The organism is Poritiphilus flavus (assembly GCF_009901585.1).
Taxonomy (GTDB): Bacteria; Bacteroidota; Bacteroidia; order Flavobacteriales; family Flavobacteriaceae; genus Poritiphilus; species Poritiphilus flavus.
Genome location: NZ_WXYO01000006.1, coordinates 118,953 through 142,997, shown reverse-complemented (window position 1 = coordinate 142,997; position 24,045 = coordinate 118,953). Strand labels below are relative to the sequence as shown.

Annotated in this window: 16 protein-coding genes; 3 read left to right on the top strand and 13 right to left on the bottom strand. The window is 36.2% G+C overall.

The annotated features are described in order from the left end of the window. Positions 1-2: 2 nt before the first annotated feature. The 10 genes from GTQ38_RS13415 to GTQ38_RS13370 form a co-directional block, all read right to left on the bottom strand. Complete coding sequence (locus tag GTQ38_RS13415) at positions 3-515, bottom strand: hypothetical protein (RefSeq protein ID WP_161436056.1); 513 nt, start codon at positions 513-515, stop codon at positions 3-5. Positions 516-596: 81 nt separating this feature from the next. After that, on the bottom strand, positions 597-2,252 hold the full coding sequence (locus GTQ38_RS13410; protein ID WP_161436055.1) for a S41 family peptidase: 1,656 nt from the start codon (positions 2,250-2,252) through the stop codon (positions 597-599). A 135-nt stretch (positions 2,253-2,387) separates the two neighbouring features. Beyond that, complete coding sequence (locus GTQ38_RS13405) at positions 2,388-3,221, bottom strand: LytTR family DNA-binding domain-containing protein (protein ID WP_161436054.1); 834 nt, start codon at positions 3,219-3,221, stop codon at positions 2,388-2,390. Positions 3,222-3,654: 433 nt separating this feature from the next. Next, positions 3,655-4,896 (bottom strand): DUF6625 family protein, encoded by a 1,242-nt coding sequence (locus GTQ38_RS13400; RefSeq protein WP_161436053.1) that lies wholly within the window; start codon positions 4,894-4,896, stop codon positions 3,655-3,657. Between the two features lie 225 nt (positions 4,897-5,121). Next, positions 5,122-5,739: a hypothetical protein gene (locus GTQ38_RS13395; protein WP_161436052.1), complete on the bottom strand. Its 618-nt coding sequence runs from the start codon at positions 5,737-5,739 to the stop codon at positions 5,122-5,124. Further along, on the bottom strand, positions 5,732-6,613 hold the full coding sequence (locus GTQ38_RS13390; RefSeq protein WP_161436051.1) for a DUF6734 family protein: 882 nt from the start codon (positions 6,611-6,613) through the stop codon (positions 5,732-5,734). Before GTQ38_RS13390 ends, GTQ38_RS13395 begins: the two co-directional genes overlap by 8 nt. Positions 6,614-6,881: 268 nt before the next feature. Continuing rightward, positions 6,882-9,173, bottom strand: coding sequence for a S41 family peptidase (locus GTQ38_RS13385; RefSeq protein ID WP_161436050.1), 2,292 nt, complete (start codon positions 9,171-9,173; stop codon positions 6,882-6,884). A gap of 421 nt (positions 9,174-9,594) precedes the next feature. Continuing rightward, entirely contained in the window at positions 9,595-10,518 is a 924-nt protein-coding gene (locus GTQ38_RS13380; RefSeq protein ID WP_161436049.1) for a thiopeptide-type bacteriocin biosynthesis protein, read from the bottom strand. After that, on the bottom strand, positions 10,511-12,748 hold the full coding sequence (locus tag GTQ38_RS13375) for a lantibiotic dehydratase family protein (protein WP_161436048.1): 2,238 nt from the start codon (positions 12,746-12,748) through the stop codon (positions 10,511-10,513). Before GTQ38_RS13375 ends, GTQ38_RS13380 begins: the two co-directional genes overlap by 8 nt. A gap of 21 nt (positions 12,749-12,769) precedes the next feature. Next, the gene (locus GTQ38_RS13370; protein WP_161436047.1) at positions 12,770-13,978 is read right to left on the bottom strand and encodes a lanthionine synthetase C family protein; all 1,209 of its coding nucleotides are present in this window, start codon (positions 13,976-13,978) and stop codon (positions 12,770-12,772) included. Positions 13,979-14,582: 604 nt separating this feature from the next. Between GTQ38_RS13370 and GTQ38_RS13365 the strand changes: the two genes are divergently transcribed. After that, the gene (locus GTQ38_RS13365) at positions 14,583-14,945 is read left to right on the top strand and encodes a helix-turn-helix transcriptional regulator (protein ID WP_161436046.1); all 363 of its coding nucleotides are present in this window, start codon (positions 14,583-14,585) and stop codon (positions 14,943-14,945) included. Positions 14,946-14,970: 25 nt separating this feature from the next. Here the strand turns inward: GTQ38_RS13365 and GTQ38_RS13360 are convergent, their stop codons facing one another. The 3 genes from GTQ38_RS13360 to GTQ38_RS21215 form a co-directional block, all read right to left on the bottom strand. Next, positions 14,971-16,281, bottom strand: a complete 1,311-nt coding sequence (locus GTQ38_RS13360) for an HlyD family secretion protein (RefSeq protein ID WP_161436045.1) — start codon at positions 16,279-16,281, stop codon at positions 14,971-14,973. A gap of 80 nt (positions 16,282-16,361) precedes the next feature. Beyond that, positions 16,362-18,569: a peptidase domain-containing ABC transporter gene (locus GTQ38_RS13355; RefSeq protein ID WP_161436044.1), complete on the bottom strand. Its 2,208-nt coding sequence runs from the start codon at positions 18,567-18,569 to the stop codon at positions 16,362-16,364. A gap of 186 nt (positions 18,570-18,755) precedes the next feature. After that, on the bottom strand, positions 18,756-19,040 hold the full coding sequence (locus GTQ38_RS21215) for a LytTR family transcriptional regulator DNA-binding domain-containing protein (protein ID WP_161436043.1): 285 nt from the start codon (positions 19,038-19,040) through the stop codon (positions 18,756-18,758). A 167-nt stretch (positions 19,041-19,207) separates the two neighbouring features. Here GTQ38_RS21215 and GTQ38_RS13345 point away from each other — a divergent pair, with 167 nt between their 5' ends. Then, a complete protein-coding gene (locus GTQ38_RS13345) occupies positions 19,208-22,294 on the top strand; it encodes a SusC/RagA family TonB-linked outer membrane protein (RefSeq protein ID WP_161436042.1) in 3,087 nt (1,028 codons plus the stop codon). A gap of 14 nt (positions 22,295-22,308) precedes the next feature. Then, entirely contained in the window at positions 22,309-23,982 is a 1,674-nt protein-coding gene (locus GTQ38_RS13340) for a RagB/SusD family nutrient uptake outer membrane protein (RefSeq protein WP_161436041.1), read from the top strand. Positions 23,983-24,045: the final 63 nt, after the last annotated feature.

Sequence of the window (24,045 nt, the reverse complement as noted above, 5' to 3'; positions counted from 1 at the left end):
TGTCAATTTAAGTTTATGGATAGATTTAATATTGTTCTTGTGTTTAAACTGATCTCTTGATCACTATATGCAATTCCAAGACACAATGGAATTCCTATGGAACCCCAATCGAACGAATGATTCAGGAAATAACAGATTCCCGTGGTATACATAAAATAGGCCGATTCCAGGGCCTGACCCGGAACATAGGTCACTTCACCAAACCAATTGGTGAATAGACTAACAGAATCGAATAGGGGTTTTGATTTTAAAGTATACCCAAAGAAGGTATAGAAACCGTAAGTGTCGGAATCGCTTATGAATGTAGCCAATTCAATGAACTTTGATTCAAGTGAAAATCCTGTCCCTATTGAGATAACAGGGCTATAAGCCACTTCGTTCTGTCCAAAATTGTAATTGACAATTTGGGGGGTTCTTACAAATAGATTGGTTCTTAGTTTACTTTCCTGAGCTTTCAGAATACAGGGTACTAAAACACTTAAAACAATACAGCCAATTGATTTTTTTAAATTCATATTGCAAAGGAATCGTCCTCCCTATTCCATTGCAACCGAAAAATTGACATGTATTTTTCTAGCAGAACTTTCTAAGTCTTACTATTCTATTCTGATCTCCTTTAGCATCTCCTGAGCGCTTTTTCCAATGTCTCCGTTTGAATCGAACGAAATTGCTTTGTTTAGTGCCTCTATTGCGTTTTTCTTATCATCTGCCTTTATTTGGGCAACAGCCAGGTTTTTCCAGGCCTTTGCAGAATTGGGAAATAGTTGTGAGACAAAAGATAGTACTCCTATACCAGTTTGGATTGCTGGCATCCTACCGCTGTTTACCAGATGCAGGCCGGCTTTGGTCAATTCAGTTTCAAAATCGAAAAAATTATACTTTGGGTCTTTGATCATTTTAGGGACTTCGACCGCTAATTCTTCTATGTCTCCAGAAACGAATCCATCCGTAAGGTAACGCATAGGATTGGGTTGGAAGTTGGGATCCGAAAAAGCCAAAGCCGCATCAAGCACAGGATCCTGATTGGTTGAATATTCCTCAAAAGTCATTTCTACGGGAATTGCGGGAGCCAGCCATTCCGCATTTTCCCATGCAGCTTTATCCTGCCACCAGGCAAACGACAAGTATACCGGAAGCTTAGTATTCGGCAATACCAACGGGCCGCTGTCCCCATAAAAATTCACGTTTTCCGCTGTCGGTTCTCCAACAAAAATGGCATTGGTATAGTTGTGCAATTCATTGACCAGATTTTGGCAGGCAGAAAAAGTGCGTCTGCCTATAATTACAAACAGCTTTCCGACTTTATTAATTTTCTTATTTTCAATAATTCCGGTGATCAAAGGCCTGTTCTTGTAGTTGTTTCCTCCCCCATTCAATCTAACGTCGAGGATCAACTTTTCAACCTTGTTGTCTTCAATAAAATCAAAGAGACGTGCATAAAAAGATGACATTTTCTCTTTAGGGTCGTCCTCTATTTGACTTAGTCTTACATATAGCGACTTTTCTTCGGACAGGTATTCAAAAAAATAGATCCTTTCTATATGCTTTAGGTATAGAGGCGTAGTTTTTTGATCTCGTGCTTCCAACCAATTTTCATCTTGGAAAATTAAGCCATACTGGGTGGGAAGATATTTGTTATCTCCTAAGGACATGAATGTTGTTTTAAAGGACTTATCATCTTTTTCCAGGCTAAGCTCCACAGCGTTCTGAAGTTTGTCTGTGATGCCCTGCGCATGAAGCACTTCGGGTATTGTTAAATGATTTATACCATAGCCCTTAAAAAATTGGGTATTTTCTGCGCTTACCACTGGATAGATCTTTTGCAATGCCTCCATCACGGGAACCTTGTTTATTGCTTTAACTTTGGCCCCCAATGCTTGCTTATAGTCTTTATGTACCCCTTGAATGTAAACCCCGTCAGCATACTGATAGAGGTTAAAGGGGAGGTGTTGAAATTCAAATGGTTTATGATTATAGTCAACTGCCATATGCCCATATTTAAATAGGGCTATGATTCTTGACAGCCCCACAACGATCTCATGATCTTCTAAATTTGGGATCTCCTTATACAAGGATTCCACTTCAGCATCAAAAGTGTCTTTGGTTGTTTTTACAAACAGGAAGGGATAATCTTTGTGTATGGCGTTTTGTAAAAAGCGAAGGTCTTGTTGCCATTGGGTTTTTGTAGGCCTTTGTTGGGCAGCTAAGTTTACAAAGAATAAGAGATGCAGTATAACTAGGATCTTTTTCATGATTCATTTTTAGGATTGATTTCAATAAGAAAATTGAATTTTTCCCTCAAAGAGAATCTAAAAACTAAAACGCTATGGAAAAGAGTGACGAGTAGGTATACTTAGTGATGAAACAGCACTATTTGGGCTTAAATCTTAGATTTTGGGATGAATAGCCAAGGAGGATTTTATGGATTTATAGTAGGTGTTAGAGAGTGGTATATCCAACCCATGCTGATGAAACTCTATTTTCGCGTTTTGTGAATTTCCTTTTACCCTTTTTATATTGGAAATGTTTACGAGGTAAGATCTATGACATCGCTTTAAAAATGCTGCCTGCCTGTTTATTTCGCTTAAGGTGTTACGGAAGGTTTCATGTTTAACCTGGCTGCCTTTTTCATAAAAGATCTCAACATAATTCTCAGAGGATTTGACAAACAATAATTCTTCATTTTGAATCAGCAGTTTTTCCCCTTTGTTTATACCGGATAATTCAATTTCATTCAAAGATCTCGGACTAATTAATTCTCCAAACCTGCTTCTGAAATAAATATAAAAAGGGAGTAGTATGAGCATTATTGGGATGATGGAGGTGCGGATAAACCACAGTCCATGCTGTAAATATTGATTTGTTCTATAATCCTGATTGAAAAATTCATTAAGAAAGACTTGATTATAGAAATGAATGGGGATACTCGAAATCAGCATTAAAGTAAGGAAGGCGATAACCTCATTTTTGATCGTCCATTTTTTATGATTTGCAGTATACCACCAGCTTTCCAGCCTTGCATTGATTACATAGAATATTGAAAACAAGACACCAAAGCCACCGAGTATCAGGTTTTTATAATTTGATTGAAATCGATCCGTATCAAAGGGTCCCAAAAAGATCATGATAAGTGCGAGTATACCACCCAGGATAAGGGCAATCGCCAATTGGTTTTTAAAGCGGGAGTTGAAAGATATTTGCTTGTGTAAAAAACTTATCATTATTCAACATTACTAAATATCGACTAGCTTTCTATACAAACTTGAATATTTCTGTTTTGATTGGATCACAATGCGCAATATCAACTTTCTGTATAATAGTGCTTTGTATACACTTTTGTTTGGTAAGAAGAATGTATGAGAAAATGACAAAATACCGGCACCATAATGTTTTTTGTTATGATTTTCATATCAACATTAAGATGAAAGACTATAGAATTGTTACGCCAATAGCCTAAGACTTTTTGTAAAAAACATATAATCCATGAGCTACGGCAGTTTGAGCATCCAATTTCACTGATTAATTATGGAATTGTTTATTGTTGTTTGAAAATTTTTACTTCCATTCATTTCGCAATGAGGGAATTTAGAGGAATAATGTAATATGGTCATTTCACTTAGGATCTATGTACTTTAACACTTAGAGTTTTGCCATTTAATCTTTGATAATTTCATAAACCCTTTGGAGTCCTTTTTTGTTTGTCCAAACGATTTTGGTTATGAAGCCTTCGGTAGTTTCACATATTTTTAATTCAATATTCGGTTTACTCCTGATAAAAAGAGTTTTACTATTAAAAACTGAAAAATGAACAGGATATGACTGATTCGAATTAGTTAAGGATAGTATATATTCTTTAGTTTCGTTCTTTTTAATAGAAACAACAGTGTTCCAAAATTTGTATTTCCCCTCAACTCGCGGAGCAGAACTGAATCCAGGAATAAGATAAGAAATATAAAAGTCCATGTTACGAATTAGGCCTCGTAGAAATGGATAGAATTTTTCATAATAAAAATATATTATGGCTATTTGAAAATGAGATTTATGCTTGTTGGTAATGAGATGCTTATGGATGAAAAATCTATCCGAAATATTGGATTTCAGGTATTTTTTTGTATAAATATTTGATTTAAAATCAATTAAATGGTAAAGCAGCGCCTCATATTCAGAGCTATAAATTAATATTCCATTATTCCATTCAAGATTTCCAGGTAAACTTTCTATGGCCAACATCCTAAAGGATGTTTTAATCGCATTAGTGCTCTGTTCATTTTTCAATACATGGTGCATGCTCTCAATATCACAATTAACACTAAATATATCTTTTCCCATTCTCAGCAAATCATGTTTAAAATTGCATTCATCAAAACAGTAGTGTTTATCAGATTTGAAAACTTCCAAATAATCCTTGCTTTTTGAAAAGAGCATATTCGATTTTGTCTCATTTTTGAAAAGCATGAAAAATCCAGATGGATAGTCCCTGTTAACAGAGAATACGTCATATTTGTCCAAAAGCTCATCTGGAAAAAAATTCCTAATTCTCCCCAATATCACATCTATATCACATATTCCCCAAAAATCAAATGCCTTCAAATAGTCTGAAAAAATGACTCCATAAGCAGGTTTAAAATCGCATAGTTTATAAGCACTTTTTATATTTATTTTGCAGTCCAATACCTCCTCAGCATCTCTGATAAAATCATTTAATGTATAGTAGATAATCTCCACATTCTTGGGTAAAACACCTTCGTAATTGTGGTCCGAAAAAATTAAAAATTCTATGGTGGGGTTAGAACAGCAGGATTTAAGAAAAAGCTTAAAGTACCAGGGGAAACTTCCGAAATAGCAATTAATTAGTTTAATTTTCTTCATTCTGTTTTTACCTGCATGAACTTTCATAAAAATTTTGGAATAACTCAGGCTATCAAATCAGACCCGGTAGAACAAAAAGTGTAATATTGAATTTATGGGTAGTGATAAAGAGAGTAATTTAATTGCGGACTTTATTAACTACCTATAATCAAAAAGGTCTATAATTCGCTAAAATGTCATATATGATCTGGATATTATGTATGTAAAATGATCCTTAATCCTTGAACTGTTATGAATAGTTTTTACTTTCAACTATTTCACAATTAAAGAATTAAAGTAAACAACATGCCTAGCAAAAAAATTAATCAATTTCACTATGACCATATCTCGATCGTTACTTTTAAAACTCAGATTTTCAAGAATTTCGTTCCCGCTTACCCAGTGATCAAAATTTTTGAAATCAAAAATTAAGAGATCCCATCCTTTTAAATAACTCTCAAATACTTGATTGAAAATTGTGGCTTTTTGAAAGATTAGATGTCCCTCTTCATTACTTTCAACAGTTGTTAAACCCTCGCGAAAATCAATATCATTAAGGGGCCATTTAAATTTGGGCTTAAAAACATTTACTGACGGATTGAATTTATAACTAAGGCTTAGTGTATTCATCTGATTCTTTTTTAAGGCTTCGCTAAATTTCTTAATGTCAGATATCCATCGCATTTGGAAATTAGCGCGTAGGTCCAGGCAACCAGATTGAAACTCTATATTAATCAGGTCATTCAACATTAACAATAAAACATCATTATTCTTAAGATGTTTCGCTTTTTTTTTGGTTCTGTTATCCAAATATCGGCTTAATTGATCTTCAAAGATTAGATCATTTTTACGTGCAAAAACCCTACTCCTTTCAAATCTTTTTTTATCCAAAATCCATATTGTTTATGCGTTCATAGTAAACCGGATAATCTATTGCCAATCTCAGGCAAACTTGTTCGTTGATAATTATATTAGATTTAGCCAAACCAACAATGTGATTGTATTTTTGAATTGGAATCATTGTCATATCAACTATCTCATTGAAATCTGCACTTAAATTGTCGAATAGAGTTGTGAGTTTCAACTTATTTTTTCTTTGCCAAAAAGAGAATAAAAACTGTTCATAAAACATATTGAAATATTCCTGATCTAAATATTTAAGAGCCCCAATATTTTTGTTTACAAAACTCATTGCAAAAGATGTATAATTTTTAAAGAATTCTATATTAGATCCTCCGATAACTCCAGCATTAACACCGAATATTTGTTTGGATTTTAAGTGGTCTAAAAGGTCATCAGGAATATATCCAAAAAGATCTATGATCTTCTTAGAGGTACGGGCGTAATATCTGGCTTGCCTATCAATACTTTGAACGCAAAGATCAGATTTGAATAAATTGGAAAGCACGTCATCCCATATAAATACATCACCATCAACATGAATAAACGGACTACTTTGAATACTATAGGTTTTAATTTTTCCTATAGCCCAAAGACTTTCGCTAAAACGACTCAAAGGATCCAATTCTAAATGAACCTGGTCGTAAGGAAGTTTTAGCCTGTTGATGAGCAGTTTTTTTCCGAATGAATCTGTGACCAGTTCCAGGTTCATATCGGGGTAAATTTTTCTTAATTGCAAACAGCTCAATGCCCAGGACATATAAAAACATTTGGAATTTAGCCAGCCACCATTGTTTCGGCTTAGCAAACTGCCCGTTGAATTTCCCAAAAAAGGCTTACTCCAAAAGCTTTGAACTAATTTCATAATACGATTGTCTCAAGGTCTTCTAAATTTTAACCAGGTGATCAAAAATTTCTACCGACTATGGTTTTCTATTTTTTGCGAATTTTATTTTAACCGGTAAATGGATTTATGGTATTAAGGGCACATGAAAAAACCCTTTAAACGAACATAACTCAGCCTTGAAATTAATCAGGGTAACTGAGTACAATTTTAGCCCAACGTTTCAGGTTAATCTCTTTTAGCTTCTCATTGCCAAAAGTGTCATTATATCAAAATCACAACGAATCCTTTAAGGACTATGGACTCTTTTTTCCCTTGTCAATTCAATAGCCTTTTCCAAAAACTCATCTTTACCCGACTTAAGCCCCTGAATTGTTTTATTTACATAAATGTCTGGTAAAATCCCAATGGCATGGAGCTGTGATCCATCGTGTTTAACGACTTTCATGCCGGTCCAGGTAACTACGTATCCCCCAGGTAGTTCAAAAGAATTCGCATTGCCATTTGTACCTGCTGTGGGTTGGCCAACTATTGTGGCGAGTTCATACCCTTTAATATATCCCATATAACTTTCCGCATAACTAATGGCTTCGCCGTTAGTTATGAAAATTACTTGTTTGTCTCCCAGGAACGGTTTTTTGCTTTTCATCACTTCCATCCAATTGCGTGCTTCATATCCCAATAAGTTTTCCTGATCCGGATAAATAATTTTCGGCACCATCATCCAAGATTTCGTAGTATCATTGGACTTGAGCAGATGTCTTATGAATTCATGATTCTTATTTGGATAACCTCTTAAATCGCAAATTATAGACTTACTTTTCTGTAGTTGGGGCATCAATTCATTAATTGTTTCCATCTCAATTGTGGTAATATTGAGATACATCACGGAGTCATTTAGAATTTTGTAAGCAGGTCTATAGTGGTTAAAAGACCTTGCATCGTGGTAAGAACCCGGTTTTCTCCTGAGATCTATTTCTTTATCCCCGATAGTAACAATAAGACGGGAATCTTTATCCCCGTAAATACTCGTAGTGGTAGATATGTGATCTAGCCAACCTTTGGTTCCAGCTGATATTCTCGATCTTATTTCCGTAAAGTATTCTTTAGAATTGATACCATTAATATGAGTAATTACGTCCCCAATATTTATTGGAATCTGTGCATCAAGTATCCGCGTTACTACCAACTTATCCTCAATCCACTCCCAAGAAATAGGCAGTGCATAATATGGTTTTTTACCTCTGGAAATATTTATATGACCATCTTTCAAGGGTGCAGTAAATTTTTGAAGAGTTTGTAAATGGTCTTTTTCAGTTTTGTCATCATAACAGCGTAAAAGAGCTTTCCTTAATTCTGCCTCCCAATCAACACCTACCTCCTTAAAATAGGGAAAAAAGTGTTGAAATACGTTATAGACATTTAGCACATTTCCCAGCCTGAATTCAAGATTTTCAGGTAGATAATTGTCGTTTTCCAACTCCTTTTGAAGTTTTACAAGCTCTTCGGTTTTTGCTTGAGGAAAGGTATTTTGTTCGTTTGAGTATAATACAAGAGGGATCTGACAAAAAATGTTTTCTCCAACTTTCTTCTCAATCAATTCTCCAAATTTTGGGCCATTACTATAAAGCTTCTTTTCTTTGTCACCAACTACAATACCTGTGAATTTTATTCTAGCGGATTTATACCCTTCCGATGACTCGTTTTCAGAAATAGCAAAAGAATACCCCTTTCCACTGTAGCCCCATCGAGCGTAGCTTTTGTCTTTATATAGAGTTTCTGTTTCAAATCCGCCTCGGTCTAAGGGTATGGAAAACCATTTACCCTTATCTTCATATGACAATTCAACTTTGTCAAAATAAAGAGTTCCCCTGCCTCTTAATTGACATCCGATTATAAAAGACTTGGCTGTTGAATCAGCAATACCTTCAATCTGATATTGTTTCCACACATTTTCAACAATAGGCTGGTTTTTCATATTATCAAAAAAACCTGTTGTTTCATCAGAATTGAGCGTTTGAAACCTTAAATGTCCAGTTCCATCTGATCCATTTTCCATCTTAACCCATCCGGAGTATCTAATTTTTTTTCCTTTATATTTTTGGGCATCAATTATGGTTGTCAATTGACCAAAATCATCGGATTTAAAGATCATTTTTTTTGCATTCACCCTGACACTGCGATATGTGTCGTTGTAATCATAGCTCATACCAAGATGAACTCCCCGGTGTTGCCAATAAGTTGTTTGATATCCGATTAGATTTTTGGGAGTGATTTTCTCTAAATCATATGGATTAATTTTGTTGCTTATGTAAAACTTGGCGCCAGGGGCTATAGGTTTAAACAATTTGTTTAAGGCCTCAACAGTTTCTTCCGTTGATCTACATTTTATTATTTGTTCTGCACCATAAATAGAAAAACTGTTCCAATCTAAACTAGAAGCCTCATCACTAGGATGAAAATATTTTATATAACCATAGACTTTTGCGAAAGTCACTAAATTTTCAATATTCCTTCTATCCTGCGCTATAGAGATATGGCAGACTATCATGGCAATAAGAGATAAAATGAAATATTTCATAACCGGAATTAGTTAAATTGAATATTTTAGTCAAAGGAACATTTTAAAGCGCCAATTGCCTATACTATATCAAACTGAGCTCAATAATGTAGGAAAATTTTTATATAAATCTACAATATATTTTGGCATTGCTTAGATAAATCAGTACAACTTAATTTTACTTATTCGACCTTAATTCGTTCCAGGGGTCACCAGCCATATTTTTATCAAAATGATTTTGAAATATATGAGCCGTGGACTGGCTTTTTATTGCTGTTTGTTATACATCCGGCCGAGGAGTTTTATGTTAAAGCAAAAGGCAAATCGTATTATTCATAGTTCGATATTGCTAAGAGCGGATAGCAATTGGCTTATCAAGAAAAAACTGGATAGTTTCATTTTTAACTTTTAAGTGCCATCGTTTGGAAAGATTAGTATAATCTCACAATAGGATTCCAAGTTTTGATTTCTGCCTTGACATTTCGCTTCTAGCAATAGAGGATTTATAATATCGGCACAAAAAGTCGTAACAAACCAATTCGTGCATTCGATTTTTTGATTTGAATAATCTGTTCATAAACATATGGATAAAACTACCCATGAGTTTCTCGATATCCTGTTGTAAAGTACGTCTCTCTTCATGTTCGAGTATTTTAGCTGCGGTAGCTTTAATTTTCAAACTTTTATCTTCTAAAATCTGTATAATAATTGCATACTTTGGCTTTGACTCAGAATTTAAATCCATAAAGCTTTCAATCTTTTCTCGTGCCTCTCTATACTTTTTATCCAATTGCTTTTTTAATGATCTGGACATCGCGAATTCCTCCGCAAATCCAGTTCGGATTTTCTGTAACAAGGAATATTTTTCGTGCTTTCCGAAATTAAAAGTTGTTAAGAACGAATCTATGGCCAATAAACTAAACAACCATCGCAATTCTTCATGTCCATCGCTTTCAAGAAAGCTAAGAAATTTTAATACCATCTGGCTATCATGGAAAAAAATCAACTCAGCCAAGTCCATTGTATTTTCGCCATATCGTCGCAATTCCCTTTCATAGGTATCTGTCTGTATTTTCCATACCATATCTTGATTTATCAAATCTGTTAAAGGGGGAGATAAAAGATTGATTATATATGCAATCTTATCAGGTTCGTTATAGTGAAATCTAATTCTTAAATGGTGTTCCGGGTCCGAATATCTGATAAAGAACCATTTATCTATTATTTTGTCCCTTAACAAGGATGAGATAATTGGAAAAAAGACCTCTGTAAGGATAAGGTCTGAGGTTTTTGGGCCTGTATATATTTTGTAATAAAGCCATTTGTCTCCCAATACAAAACTTCTTTGAGTAGCAATTTTATCCATTCTTGAGTTTTTTGGAATTGTAAAAGGATAATAAAACCTGATTGGCAAAATGCTCTCTATTCGCTTCTCCCTTGACAACACCCTCATCACAGGCTAAAAATTCCCTAAGCTTAATGGTATTTTTATTTTTTATTGTATTAAGGAACATTTTTGCCGAATTTAAATTCTTCAAATTAACGAGCAATTCATTATCCCTTTCAGATAACATAACATATTGAGGCATGTTCTTTTCTTTTCTAAACTCTTCTACTTTATTGAGCAGACTATTACTATTGGCCATGTTCTTCAAATTTTGAATTTCGGACTTCTTTATGTTCCATGTGGCTTCTTGTAATATAAAGTCGCCAAATACAATTCTTGGAATAAAAGCGAAGTTATCTGCCAGAGGCCCTAAATCTAGACCAATTCTCTTTCTCATACCCTGCGTTTGCATATCACATAAAAAATGATAAACAGGTAATGCATTTTTTCTATAGTTGTGTGCATTGGTAAGTCGGGGAATTACCTCCATATCATGTTTTTTGGATTTTAGTAAAATTCCTTTCCTGTTGATAGAAATTGATAAGTCGTCAATAGGTATTTGATTCGAAGGAGGTAAAATGGATTTAGAGAGATAGGGGATTTCATACTTTCTTATAACTGGCCTCATCACAATATTACCAACTCTGGACTCTGGTAAATGAGAAATTTCAGCAAGAATCTTATTATGATTCATTCTAGTTTCCACATCAACAATACTGTGGACATAATTTTTGATATCCTCGTCCGCATATCCGAAGCGACTGAGGAGGTTAGCCGCACTAGATCCACCTGCACCACTGAGTTTTATTTTTACCTCACCATCTACTTTTAAAAGTTCAATCATGACTGAAAAAGTATCTGGTAAATCTTCCCAGTTTTCTTCAAAATCCTCAAAATCTTCCTCTGACAGGTTTAGTAAATATTCACTATTCATAAGAGACCGAATTACTTTTTCCTGCAATACGGAATGTATCTTTTCGTACTTAATTTCTCTGGCCAGGTGTTCTTGATTTTTATTGGAAAAATCAATATCATCAATCAAAGGATTAATATCATTGTCTTTAGAGTTGTTCAGGTACCCGATACCAAGTTCAACATCTAAAGCTTTGGTAAGGTCTATTTCTCTTTCTCCGTACCGTTCATAAAATCTACTTTGAAATCTTCCTAATGTGGTATCATAAGTAGGAGTTATTATATTAAGAAAGTTTAGACTGCGTTTTACTGATTCTACGATTTCTGAGCTTATTCTGTTTTCCCTTGTTTCAAGCATCAAATCAGTTTGAAAAAGATCATTTAATTCAAATTCTGTACCTAGTTTTTTCAAATCAGTACTCAGCTTTAAATAGGTGTTCGGAGAATTTCCCAGAACCACATCGATCTTTTCCAGATTTTTGTCTATTTCGGTCAGTTCATTGCCTAAATTGCTCAAATTATCGTCTGATTCTTCACTTAAAACGTCTATCATTTGTTTCAAAAATTCCGGTCCAGAAACTGATGGTTCTAAATCACTTACTAAAATTTGGTTTTCCACTAGCGATTTAACGAAGTCCAGGGATTCTTTGTAACTAATGGTTTCGTTTATCAGGGTTTGGGCTAAATCTTCGAGCAGAGCACCATTAGCTGCTTTTTCTAGCACTTCTAACAAGTAATGGGAACTATTTACTGCAATAACCTCATTATGTCTATTATTTGAAATGTATTTATATTCTATGTAACGCAATTCATTGCCAATGAAGTAAATACTTGAGTTAGGATAAAAGAGTAACTTCTTTTCTATATCTTTTGATTTAATAATGTCCTGGGAAAGAGCGACGGCATAATTCATGTCTAAGCGTGTATGACGACGATGTTTTTGCCCTTTACAGATTTTTATTCTAGTCTCATGCCCGAATTCTCCAACCGCACAACCAGCAAAAAGTCCAAAAGGTGTGCATCGTGAAGACATCCTGGCAATATACTTGAGAAGGGCATATTCTAATTTCTCCTTCTTTTTATCGTTTTTTATTTTCCCATCTACCCATTTGTCTAATTCTTCAGTAAGGGATCGTGAAGCCAAAAAAATAGCCTCTCTTACAATCGGGTTTTGCCAAATTTTTTTTAGTTCTGTGCTTGTGATATGATCTGTGGATGTAAGTTTTTTAAAAAAGGATACGGGAAAGATAGGCGCCCTCAATAAAAATTTTGGGAAAGATTCGTATGGATTACTCATTACTCCTTTAACTTTTAACACTTAAGCTATCATCATACATTCGGTCCAGGAATTGTCCTTAGAAAGATATCCTATGATACTTAACCCTATACCAGCTACGCCATTTAAAATTGTCATATCATGTTTCCAGTTTGTATGATGCCTTGATGTCCACATTTTGTAGCCACCGTATAGGTCGCCATGAGTTGCTTTTGCTAAACCATCAGTTCTCCAAAAAGTAGCGGCATTTTTAAAGTTCTTTTGACCTGTTTCACTATACATATAGCTAAAAATTTGGGCAATACCGTAGGAGCCATGACAAAGCATGGCATCCTTTACAATATTTTCTTCAAGGCAACCCATTCTAGCCGCGTGATTTAAGATTTCAAGAGCTACTTCCTTTATGTTTTGATTATCAAGACTAATTCCGGCTTTCCAAATTGACAAACCTACTCCTAAATCTCCATAGCACCATGCAAGTCTGGAATCCATATCGATATGCTTTCCTTTACTTATTTTGGCCGGTAGAAGTGCGTAGTTGGTACGATCTATGCTTACAAGATTTTTAATAAATTCCGTACTCTCTTCCAATAAATCGCAGACCTCAGCTCTAAATTCATCAATCCTGTTAAGCCTGGAAAGAAAATTTAATATACTTGAAATTCCATGGGATAAGCTTAGATTGTAGTCCCATTCATTACTTCCGATTTGAGTTATGGATTTCCATTTTATACCATCCTTATCTCGTTCAGCCTTACTTTTTAAAATTAAAACGAGGTCTTTTAAATAGCGTCTATATCTTTCTTTCAGTTTCATCGATTTCGTGCGAGTATAGCGCTTAAAAAAATAAACACCGAAACCCAAAGCACCATGCAAGAAATCGTAGTAATCGCTCTGGATGTCTGATATCATGTTTTTGTAAAGTAAGTGATCCAGGTCTGACAGGATTTCATCGTTATTAATCTGAATAAAGTCCTTTTCCTCCAGGTGGTCCAAAACCCACCCCAAACCGGCAATTCCAGAACAATATGTCATGGTATTAAACTTTTGTCCTAGTCCTTCAACACAGGTTGTTAAATTCTTAGCACCTATATCCGCATACTCACTTGAATCTTTGAATTTGGCATAGTAAAATTGAAACAACGCGATTCCGGAGATTCCCGCCAGGACCCCACATTTGTCACTTGCAATATTTTCCACTTTTAAGCTCTGAGCAATTTCTTCAAGCTTTTCAGTAAGACATTTTTTCATTAGGCTAAAAAAAATTTAGAATCATATTTCGGCCATCTGTAGTTACTTATTGTTTTGAGAAATCAATATTAAAGCATGTCTTGGTCTAAAGGGCTTTCAGAAAAGATATCGCCCATAATTAATCAAGTACTAAGTTTTGGAAATGGCTATTTTCGTCTTATCCAGTAAAGCAGGACTTCAAATCCAAATGTTATTTATTATTTAATTGACAAAAGCCAGTCAGACCGTGACCAGCTTTGAAAAATCTAACAAAATGTATCAATTGCACTATGCCATTTGATTTAAGCGCAATCACATTCTGAATTACCCGTTCCAGGTTGCGTACAAGTACAAGAAGCACCGTTTCCAATATCTGTATTAGGTACACAGGGAACATCGAACGAATCCGTGTAACCGCCACTAATACTGTGATAATCTGATAATTTGGAAATGGCCTTTTTGTTCAGCACCAAAGATGTTAAAGACCTCTTTTTCATTGTTAAAAGATTTAAAATATTAATAGTTTTATTCCTACGTAATTTAAAATAAATATTACATTTATAACATGATATTTATGACATACTCTATGTGATTTATTGCATTTAGTAGAATCAAATTACCATAAGTGATTAAGCGAAAACTTAGTGATAGACGAAATTCTTTGAGGATCTCTCAGGAGCAGATGGCTTTTGAACTCAACATGAGTCAATCTCAATATAGCAGACGAGAAAATGGAATTACTAAAATCCTGAACAAAGAATGGGAAAAGATGGCAGAGATATTAGGAACTTCGATCAAAGAAATCTATGAACCAAATGAAGGAATAATAGAAGTCATGAGCGATACACCAATAGGTAGTATGGATGACCGTGATAACTTACCAGATTTCTTGTTGGAAACGATGAAGAAATACATTAAAAAACTCGAATTTGAAAACGAAGAACTTAAAAAAGAGAATTCTCAGTTAAAAAAAAAAGAAAAAGGGTGATACAATTGTGTTGAATTTTTATGTGCTAATTCCTCGTAAATATTGATGTCAATTGATAAAATATTCGCTCAAGGACACTAAGTTCCTCGGTAATAATTTCGGCATTTCCCTGCATTTCCTGCTTAAATTCTAAGTTTTTGTTGAACGATGTGTTAAGGTTCTCTATAACCAGAAAAATAGAGTAAATAGCCTCGCCTTTCTTAGGCACAGCAGAGATGTCTATAATTTTCCCTCTTAGGCTTCCCCATTCATGATATGGATAATTATCCAACTTAATAATTACTTCCTGACCAACTTTTACCTTTCCAGAGTTTTGCACTGGCATCGTTACATGACCTATTAATGAGTCTATTTTTGCCGGAACTATTGTAAAAACAATTTCTCCTGATTTGACATTTTGATACTTGTTTCGTATATCAAACATTGTCAGCTTACCGTCCATTGGGCTTTTCAAAACATACTTTAGTTCCCAATTGAATATCTCATTTTTCAATAATTCCAACTGAGCAATTAACTCCTGTTTATTGGCATAGGTGAGCTCTTTGTCAGAAATAGTGTGCCGAATTTTACTTCCACTTAAGGCAGCTATTTCTATTCTCGTACTAGCAACAATACTTTTCAGACTTTCTAAATGTTGTTTGTCTGCCAGGTATTTTCTCGCTATAGTCTCAAATTCAGACTTCGAGATAACTCCTTTTTCCATTAGCGTTTTATTTCTCTGGTATTCCGATTCCGAGAAATCTAATTCTTGAGAAAAAAATTCAAGTTGTTTTCTTTGTTTATCCAACAACTCGTACTGTCTTCTAATTTGAATAGAAGTATTCTTTATTTCATTTCCGCTAGGCTCAAGAGTATTGAACAGAATATATGATTGGTATTGCGAAATAAAGTCAGAATATGTCTGCCGAATGTCACCAAGCTTTAAATCTGAAGGAAACTCAATTTGCAAAGAGTCTAGTTCTATCAATATGGGATTGAATGAAGACAATTTGTTTTTCAGCCAATAAACGTCCGAAAGATCCGCCGTGTTCTCGATTTCACCAATAATCTCTCCTTCTGCAACGGGATCACCTGTTTCGGCATATAGCCCTGTAAGTTTGCCAGAACTGTTTGCTCTAATATAGGCCGGTGGTATCCTGGTTGTTATATTTATTCGAGCTAATATTATATCATCATAACGTATGATGGCACTCATCGCAATCAGCAAAAATACTATTAGGAATACTACAGTAATACCCCACCTTATCATCCAGTTAGGGGCCCTCCCAAGTATTTCCTTTACTTGATCTGAACTCTCATTCAGATAATCGATTTTCTTTTTCTTTGCTGTCGACATGAAAAAAAATAATTCTCCAAAAAGTATAACAACTTAGCATTTCAATATAAAAAGCCTACTATATTCCTTTAATATCAAATTCAATTCCCTAACTCCAACTGATTTTTTACAAGAGTATAATAGGCTCCTCTGGCGTTTACTAATGTCTGGTGTGAACCCATTTCTATAATTTTTCCTTTTTCCAGGACAATAATATGATCTGCTTTTTTCACAGTACTCAGCCTATGAGCCACAATAACAACAGTCTTTCCCTTATAAAAATCTTGAAGATTTTCCATTATTACTCTTTCATTATTCGCATCTAATGCGCTGGTCGCCTCATCAAAAAAGATATATTGAGGATTTTTATAAACAGATCTTGCAATCAATATTCGCTGTCTTTGTCCTCCACTAATGTTGACACCACTTGCTCCTATTTTAGTATTGTAGCCTGAAGGTTGATTTTCAATAAAACTCCCTATGTTCGCTACTTGAACCGCGTGCATTAATCGTTCCTTATTGATTCTTCCTTTGGAATCAGACTCCGTTATATTTCGTGCTATATTATCATTGAATAAAAATCCATCTTGCATCACTGAGCCACATGCCTTTCTCCATAAAGGGGTATTTAGCATTTGAAGTCGGGTATTGTTTATATAAATACCACCCTCAGACGGTTCATAAAATTTAAGTAATAGCTTAATTAATGTTGTTTTTCCACTACCACTTGCGCCCACAATGGCAGTCACTTTTCCTTCAGGGATTTCGAAATTCAAGTTCTGCAAAACCCAGGGAGAGTATTTTCCTCCATACCTAAAACTAACATTTCGAAATTTTATGTTTTTGACATGGGGAAGAGCAAGCATATCCTCATCGCTGGCTTTTTCTTCATCTTCCTTAGAATGGATTTCCGATAACCTTTCAAGGCTTATTTTCGCATCCTGTCCCGCCTGAATGAATGTAACGAAATTGTTTATGGGTAAATTTAATTGTCCTATGATGTACTGAATAGCTAACATCATCCCAAGACTCAAATCTCCTTGAATGACCAATTTGGCAGCGATGAAAGTTATCAGAATATTTTTTAGTTCATTCAGGAAACGACCACCCGTGTTTTGGATTTGTGATAATGAAAGTCTTTTGATAGAAATTTTAAAAAGACGTACCTGGATTATCTCCCATTCCCATCGACGTCTTCTTTCGGAACCATTTAGTTTTATTTCCTGCATTCCAGAGATTAGTTGGTATAAGCTACTCTGGTTATTGGATGACTGTTCAAACCTTTTATAATCCAACTCTGCTCTTTTTTTCATAAAAAGTAATGTCCAGGATATGTAAATAAGGGAACCGCAGAAAAAAGTAAAAAAAATTCCCAAGCTATAATACGCCAAAACCACTCCGAATATGACTAAATTAAATGCCGAAAAAAGTGTATTTAAACTCGTTGTGGATAAGAAGTTTTGTATTCTATTATGATCATAAATTCGTTGGATAATATCACCTGTGTTTTTAGAATCAAAAAACGCTATCGGCAAGCGCATAAGTTTTATCAAAAAATCCGAAATTAGGTTGATGTTTATCCTGCTGGTAATATGTAACAAGATCCATCCCCTTATAAGTTCAACCGTTGTTTGTGATATAAACAATGTCAGTTGCGCTACCAGGATAAGGTAAACGAAACTCAAGTTTTGGTAGTTGATACCATAGTCTACAACTGCTTGAGCAAGAAAAGGAAAAATTAACTGCAGTATACTTCCAATTACAAGTCCTATAAACAATTGTGTTAGGTATTTTTTATAGGGTTTGAAATACCAGAACAAAAACTTAAATCCGTATTCATTTTTGAGTTCCGGATCATTTGAATAAAAATTAGGAGTTGGTTCGAGTAAGAGCAAATAACCTTCATCTTCTTCTATATTCGCATTTTTTCCAATCCAACCATCTAAGAACTCATTTTTACGAAATTTTAGTAAGCCGCGAGCAGCCGGATCCGCAAGAATTACTGTTTCCTTTTTGATCGCATAAATGACCACAAAATGTCGCTGTTTCCAATGGGCAATGCAAGGCAATGGTGCCTCCTCATCAAGCGTTTTAAAATCAATATTTACTCCAAGCGAATGAAAACCAATGCTTTCTGCGGCTTCGGCCATTCCTCCAAGTGTAACTCCTTCTCTTGTGATATTTGCTTCTTTTCTTAAAAACTCTGCCGAAAAAGACCTCCCGTAGTACTTAGTTATCATTCGCAAACAAGTTGGCCCACAGTCCATCTGATCAAGTTGCCGATAAAAAGGGAATTTCTTTTGATTCATAAACTTCTGGACAAAATCTTTTTAAAGGAAAGGAATTATATTATAATATTTTAAAGTATTATAATTTTTTTTTATAAGAAATTTACTACTTTTTAGTAAGCCTTTAGAATAAAAGCCCATAAATGATTCTGATGTTTTTCTTAGCAGAAATTACTACCCGGTAAACACTAAAAAGGAAACTAAAATTTATGCGGTAGTATCCATTGTATATTGATCAACAATTTTACTAGTATCCAACCCATGCTGATGAAATTCTATTTTCGCGTTTTGTGAGTTTCCTTTTACCATTTTTATATTGGAAATGTTTACGAGGTAAGATCTGTGACATTGCCTTAAAAATGCTGCCTGTCTGCTTATTTCGCCTAAGGTGTTCCGGAACGTCTCATGTTGAATATCATGCTCTTTTTCATAAAAGATCTCAACGTAATTCTCTGAGGATTTGACAAACAATGATTCCTGCTTCTCAATCACCAGTTTTTCCCCTTTGTTTATACCGGAAAAATTAATTTTTTCATTCTAATCCAATCTCCGGAAAATTAAACAAGAATTAAATTAAATAGTACATGTTTTCGAAGAATATGTCCATCCCCACACCTTAAGTATGATGTTAAATTTATCGGAAATAAACTAACGTGATTATGAAACTAAAACTTTTCTTTCTGATGGTATTATCAGTTTCATCAGTGGTGCTGGCCCAAACGCAGGTTACAGGGGTGGTATTGGATGAAGCCAACGTACCGCTACCTTCTGCCACTGTGCTGGAAAAAGGTTCAAACAATGGCGTGGTTACCGATTTTGATGGTAATTTTAGTATCACTGTCAGTAACAGCAATGCAACGCTGGTCATTTCCTACATTGGTTTCGAGTCCAGGGAAATTGTTCTGGATGGCTCTTCAAGTTATACCGTGCAATTGACATCATCCTCAACTGGCCTCGACGAAGTAGTGGTCATTGGTTATGGTGCGGTTGAGAAAAAAGATCTGACCGGTGCGGTAGCATCCTTGAGTAACGAAACCCTAACTGAACAACGTAAAACGGATATTGGCCAGGCCCTCCAGGGCAGGGTTGCAGGTGTTGATGTAAGAACATTGAGCTTTAAACCAGGTGCTCCATTGTCCATTCAGGTTCGTGGCAACACCGTAATTACAGCCAATCAAGGGAGCGAACGAGACGGTGTAAGCGACGATATCAGCACAGACCCCGACCAACCTCTATACGTAGTTGATGGTGTATTCTTTGATGATATCAACGCACTAAATCCAGCAGACATTGAGCAGATGGATATCCTAAAGGACGCATCTGCAACTGCCATTTACGGCTCCAGAGGTGCAAATGGGGTTGTTATCATAAGTACAAAGAGTGGTGTTGAGGGTAGAACACGATTTACCTACGATGCTACTTTCGGCCTTCGCGTGCCCACTAACGTACCCGACTTTTTTGATGGGCCAGAGTATGTGGCTTTTGTTGATGATGTATTAAGAGCAAGAGAATGGCAAAATGCCGATTTATCGGTTGAAGCTTATAACAATGTCACTATAGACCGTTCTACGGAGTTTCAGAGTACAAATGAAGAAGCCAGCAACGTAGCAAATGGCAGATATACAGATTGGATAGACTTATTCCAAAGGACCGGGGTTCAAACAAGTCACACAGTGGGCATGTCAGGTGGTAAAGATGGCCTGGTGTATAACGGGTCTTTAGGATATCTAAAGGATGAAGGTGTAATAGGGATAGAAGAATTTGAACGTTATAATCTTAGCGCGTCACTTTCCAAAAAGGTTACTGAAAAGCTTACTGTTGGCGTAAAGACCTATTTGACACTTTCAGAACGTGAAGAAGGTAGTAGGGAATTGTTTAGAAGCACATTTAGATTAGCGCCTACAGTAAATCCCTTTGATGCAAATGGAGAGGCAATTGTTTTTCCTGATGATCAGGACCTTCGCTTTCCAAATCCTGTATTTGAAGATGAAGGAGCCTGGAGAGTAAATACAAAAACCTTAAACGTCATTGCAAATGCATCCATAGACTATAAAGCAAACGATTGGCTCAACTTCAGGACACAGTTTTCACCGAATATCTCTACATCAAGATTTGGAGAATTTAGAGGACTATTGACCAAAAACTCCAGAAATGATCCTTCTCGGGTAAGGTCTGTTTATGACACAGGTTTTCGAACCTCATATACCTGGGACAATATCCTGGATTTCAACTTTGATATAACCCCGGATCAAAGGCTAAAGGCTACGCTGATATCTTCATTATTTTATGATAATCGGGAGGGTAGCATGATCCAGACAAGAAATTTCGACACAGATGCCTTCTTGTTTTTTAATACAGAAGGAGGAACCGACATAAGAGATTTTGATAGTTTTTATACCAAGGAGACCCTGGCTTCATTTGCTGGTCGCTTGAATTACTCCATAAAGGATAGATATTTATTCACGTTTACTGGTCGCTATGATGGTTCTTCAAAGCTGGCCGAAAGTAATAAATGGCAGTTTTTTCCATCAGCGGCATTTGCGTGGAGAGCCAGTGAAGAGGTGTTTCTCCGGGATGTAGACTGGTTGAACAACCTAAAATTGAGGGTCAGTTACGGGGAATCAGGTAATGACAATCCGGTAGATCCTTACAGTTCATTGGCATTTTTGCAGCAAGCGAATTATCTGTTTGACGATGATATCGGATTGGGAAAAATAGTGCAAACCCTGCCGAATGCTGATCTGACCTGGGAGGTATCCAAAGAATATAATGTTGGACTTGACCTTGGTATTTTGAACAACAGAGTCAACCTGGCAATGGAATATTATAGAAAAACCACTGAGGGCAGCATTCTCAATCGACAATTGTCATTTATAACAGGCCTTGGAGAGTCTGGTAGCACACCTTCTTCGATTGGTAATTTTGGATCGGTCAGGAATAGTGGTGTTGAAATAACACTGAATACGGTCAACATTCAAACTGCTGATTTTTCATGGAGAACAAACATCAATTATACAAAAAATGTCAACGAAATTTTAGAACTGTACGATGGTGTTGAACGGATTTTAGTAGGTACCGACCAGCGTCTAAACGGTGTACTTCAGGTCGGGGCGCCTATAGACGCCACTTTTGACTACGAAGTTGATGGTATTTGGAGCGTAGATGAAGCTGCGGAGGCAAGCTCATTTGGGGCATTGCCCGGGCAATACAAATTTGTGGACCAAAATGGCGATGGAGTTATCAATCCCGATGATAAAGTTGTACTAGGTTCTCAATCTCCTGACTGGATTGGAGGTATGACCAATACCTTTAATTATAAAAATTTCGAGCTCAACGTACAGGTAAACACCCGCCAGGGCGTATTTGGTCACTCTGAATGGCATCAGAATTTTTCAACTTTTCAAGGTGATAGAGCGGTTTTTAATAGTCTGGATCAGGATTACTGGACACCTAATAACCAAGGAGCCAGATACCCATCACCAGAATATGGTGAGGATGGGGGAAGACCGTGGTTTTATGAAGATATGTCCTTTGTACGAGTTGGTAATATAGGCGTGGCATACTCTTTTCCGCAGCAAGTTTTGGACAAATTAAAATTATCAAACCTTCGATTATCGATTGACCTGCAAAATCCTTTTGTGTTTACAGATTTTGAGGGTCCGGACCCGGAAACAGGTTTACAGAACTCATACAATATGAGCTATTCCATAAAAACATTCTTGTTTGGTCTAAAATTGGCCTATTAATAAAAAAAAAGAAAATGAAGTTCACTAGAAAAATCAAATACCTTGTTAGTTCGCTACTGTGTTTATTAACCGTTGCGGCTTGTAACGACTACATAGAGGAAGATATCTTTTCTGATATTACTAGCGAAAATTTTATTGACCAGGAGACTGCAGACCAATTGGTCGTAGGGGTCTATAGTGCATTGCGGGCGGCTTATAGAGATTATACTTTTAAGTTTTCCGGTACGGACATATTTGCCTCACAGGGTGAAATCTTTTCTTTCAGCCCTGAAAATGATTATTTCAATCTAAATGCCTCCATCGGGGTTTCCGTTTGGGCCAATAACTACAGCATTATTGGGAAGGCAAATACCGTAATAAATCGCTACGAAAACCAGATTGCCTGGAGCGAGTCAAATTTACCTCAGCGCGATTATGGCATAGCCCAGGCAAAGGCTTTAAGGGCATTGGCCTATTTTAACCTGGTTCAACAATACGGTGGTGTAGTGCTTGAAACTGAAGAAGCTCAAAGTATACGGGTAGATTATGAAAGATCTTCAGAGGAAGCGACTTACGCTTTGATCATAAGTGATTTAGAAGACGCGATTCCGGATCTATTGGAGAATCCGGATATCGGGCGTTTTTCCCAAAGAGCAGCTCAACATTTGTTGGCAGAAGTTTATCTCACAAGGGCATACACATCCTTTGCCGACAGTAATGACTTTCAGACAGCAGCATCTCTGGCAGAGTCGGCCATAGGCTCATATGATATCAGAAGTCAGTCTTTCGCAGAAGTTTTCGATATAAATAACCAGGTGAACGACGAGGTTTTGTTTGCCGTACAATGGGGAAGCAGCGGTCTTGCCGAAGATAAGAACAATAATAAACACTCGATTTTTATGAATCAGGTGTTTCAATATCCTGGCATAGAAAGAACAACAACCTTATACGGTGTTAGTTCGGGAGGAGGGATGCCAACACCTTTTTTCTACTCCCTGTTTGCTGAAGATGATATGAGGGAAGAAGCTACCATTCACAGGGTGCTTTTTGCTGATTCCGAAGAGTTATATGATGCAGATGGTGACGGTCCTCTTCCTTCGGATTTCATTGCCGTGGGAGATACCGTTGTTTACTATCCGAAAACGGCTCTTGATGCTACTGAACTTGCTGACCAATTGAACCGGCATTATGTGTATCAGCCTGACCAATATCTATTTGGTCTTCCAGATAATATTCCCGGGGCTACTTACCAGTATTCAAGCAATATATTAAGAACAAATTTTCCCATTTTTAAGAAGTTTGATGACATTGATTTTAATGAAACTGAGGAAGGAGCTCGAGACACTTTTGTCTTCAGAGTAGCCGGCACCCATCTGTTGGCGGCTGAAGCTCATTTAGGAGCAGGAAATGCTGCACAGGCACTATTTCATATTAATCGCGTTCGGGAAAGGGCAACCGGAGTTCCAAACCAATTGATAATTGTTGACATTGATGAGATTCTGGACGAAAGGGCCAGGGAACTGGCAGGAGAGGCCAATAGGTGGGCCGTATTGAAGCGCACAGGTAAGTTGGAAGAGCGAATCAACCTGTACAATCCTCAAGTGGTTGACCATGGTGCCTTTGATCCGTTAATCCATTTATTGCGACCTATTCCAGAATCTGAATTACAGCTTTCCGACGGTTCATTACAACAGAATCCCGGATACTAGAACTTTTTGAGAATTATTTTGAGTTAGTGAAGTTTAGTTAATTGAGTTTAGTACCATGGGCAG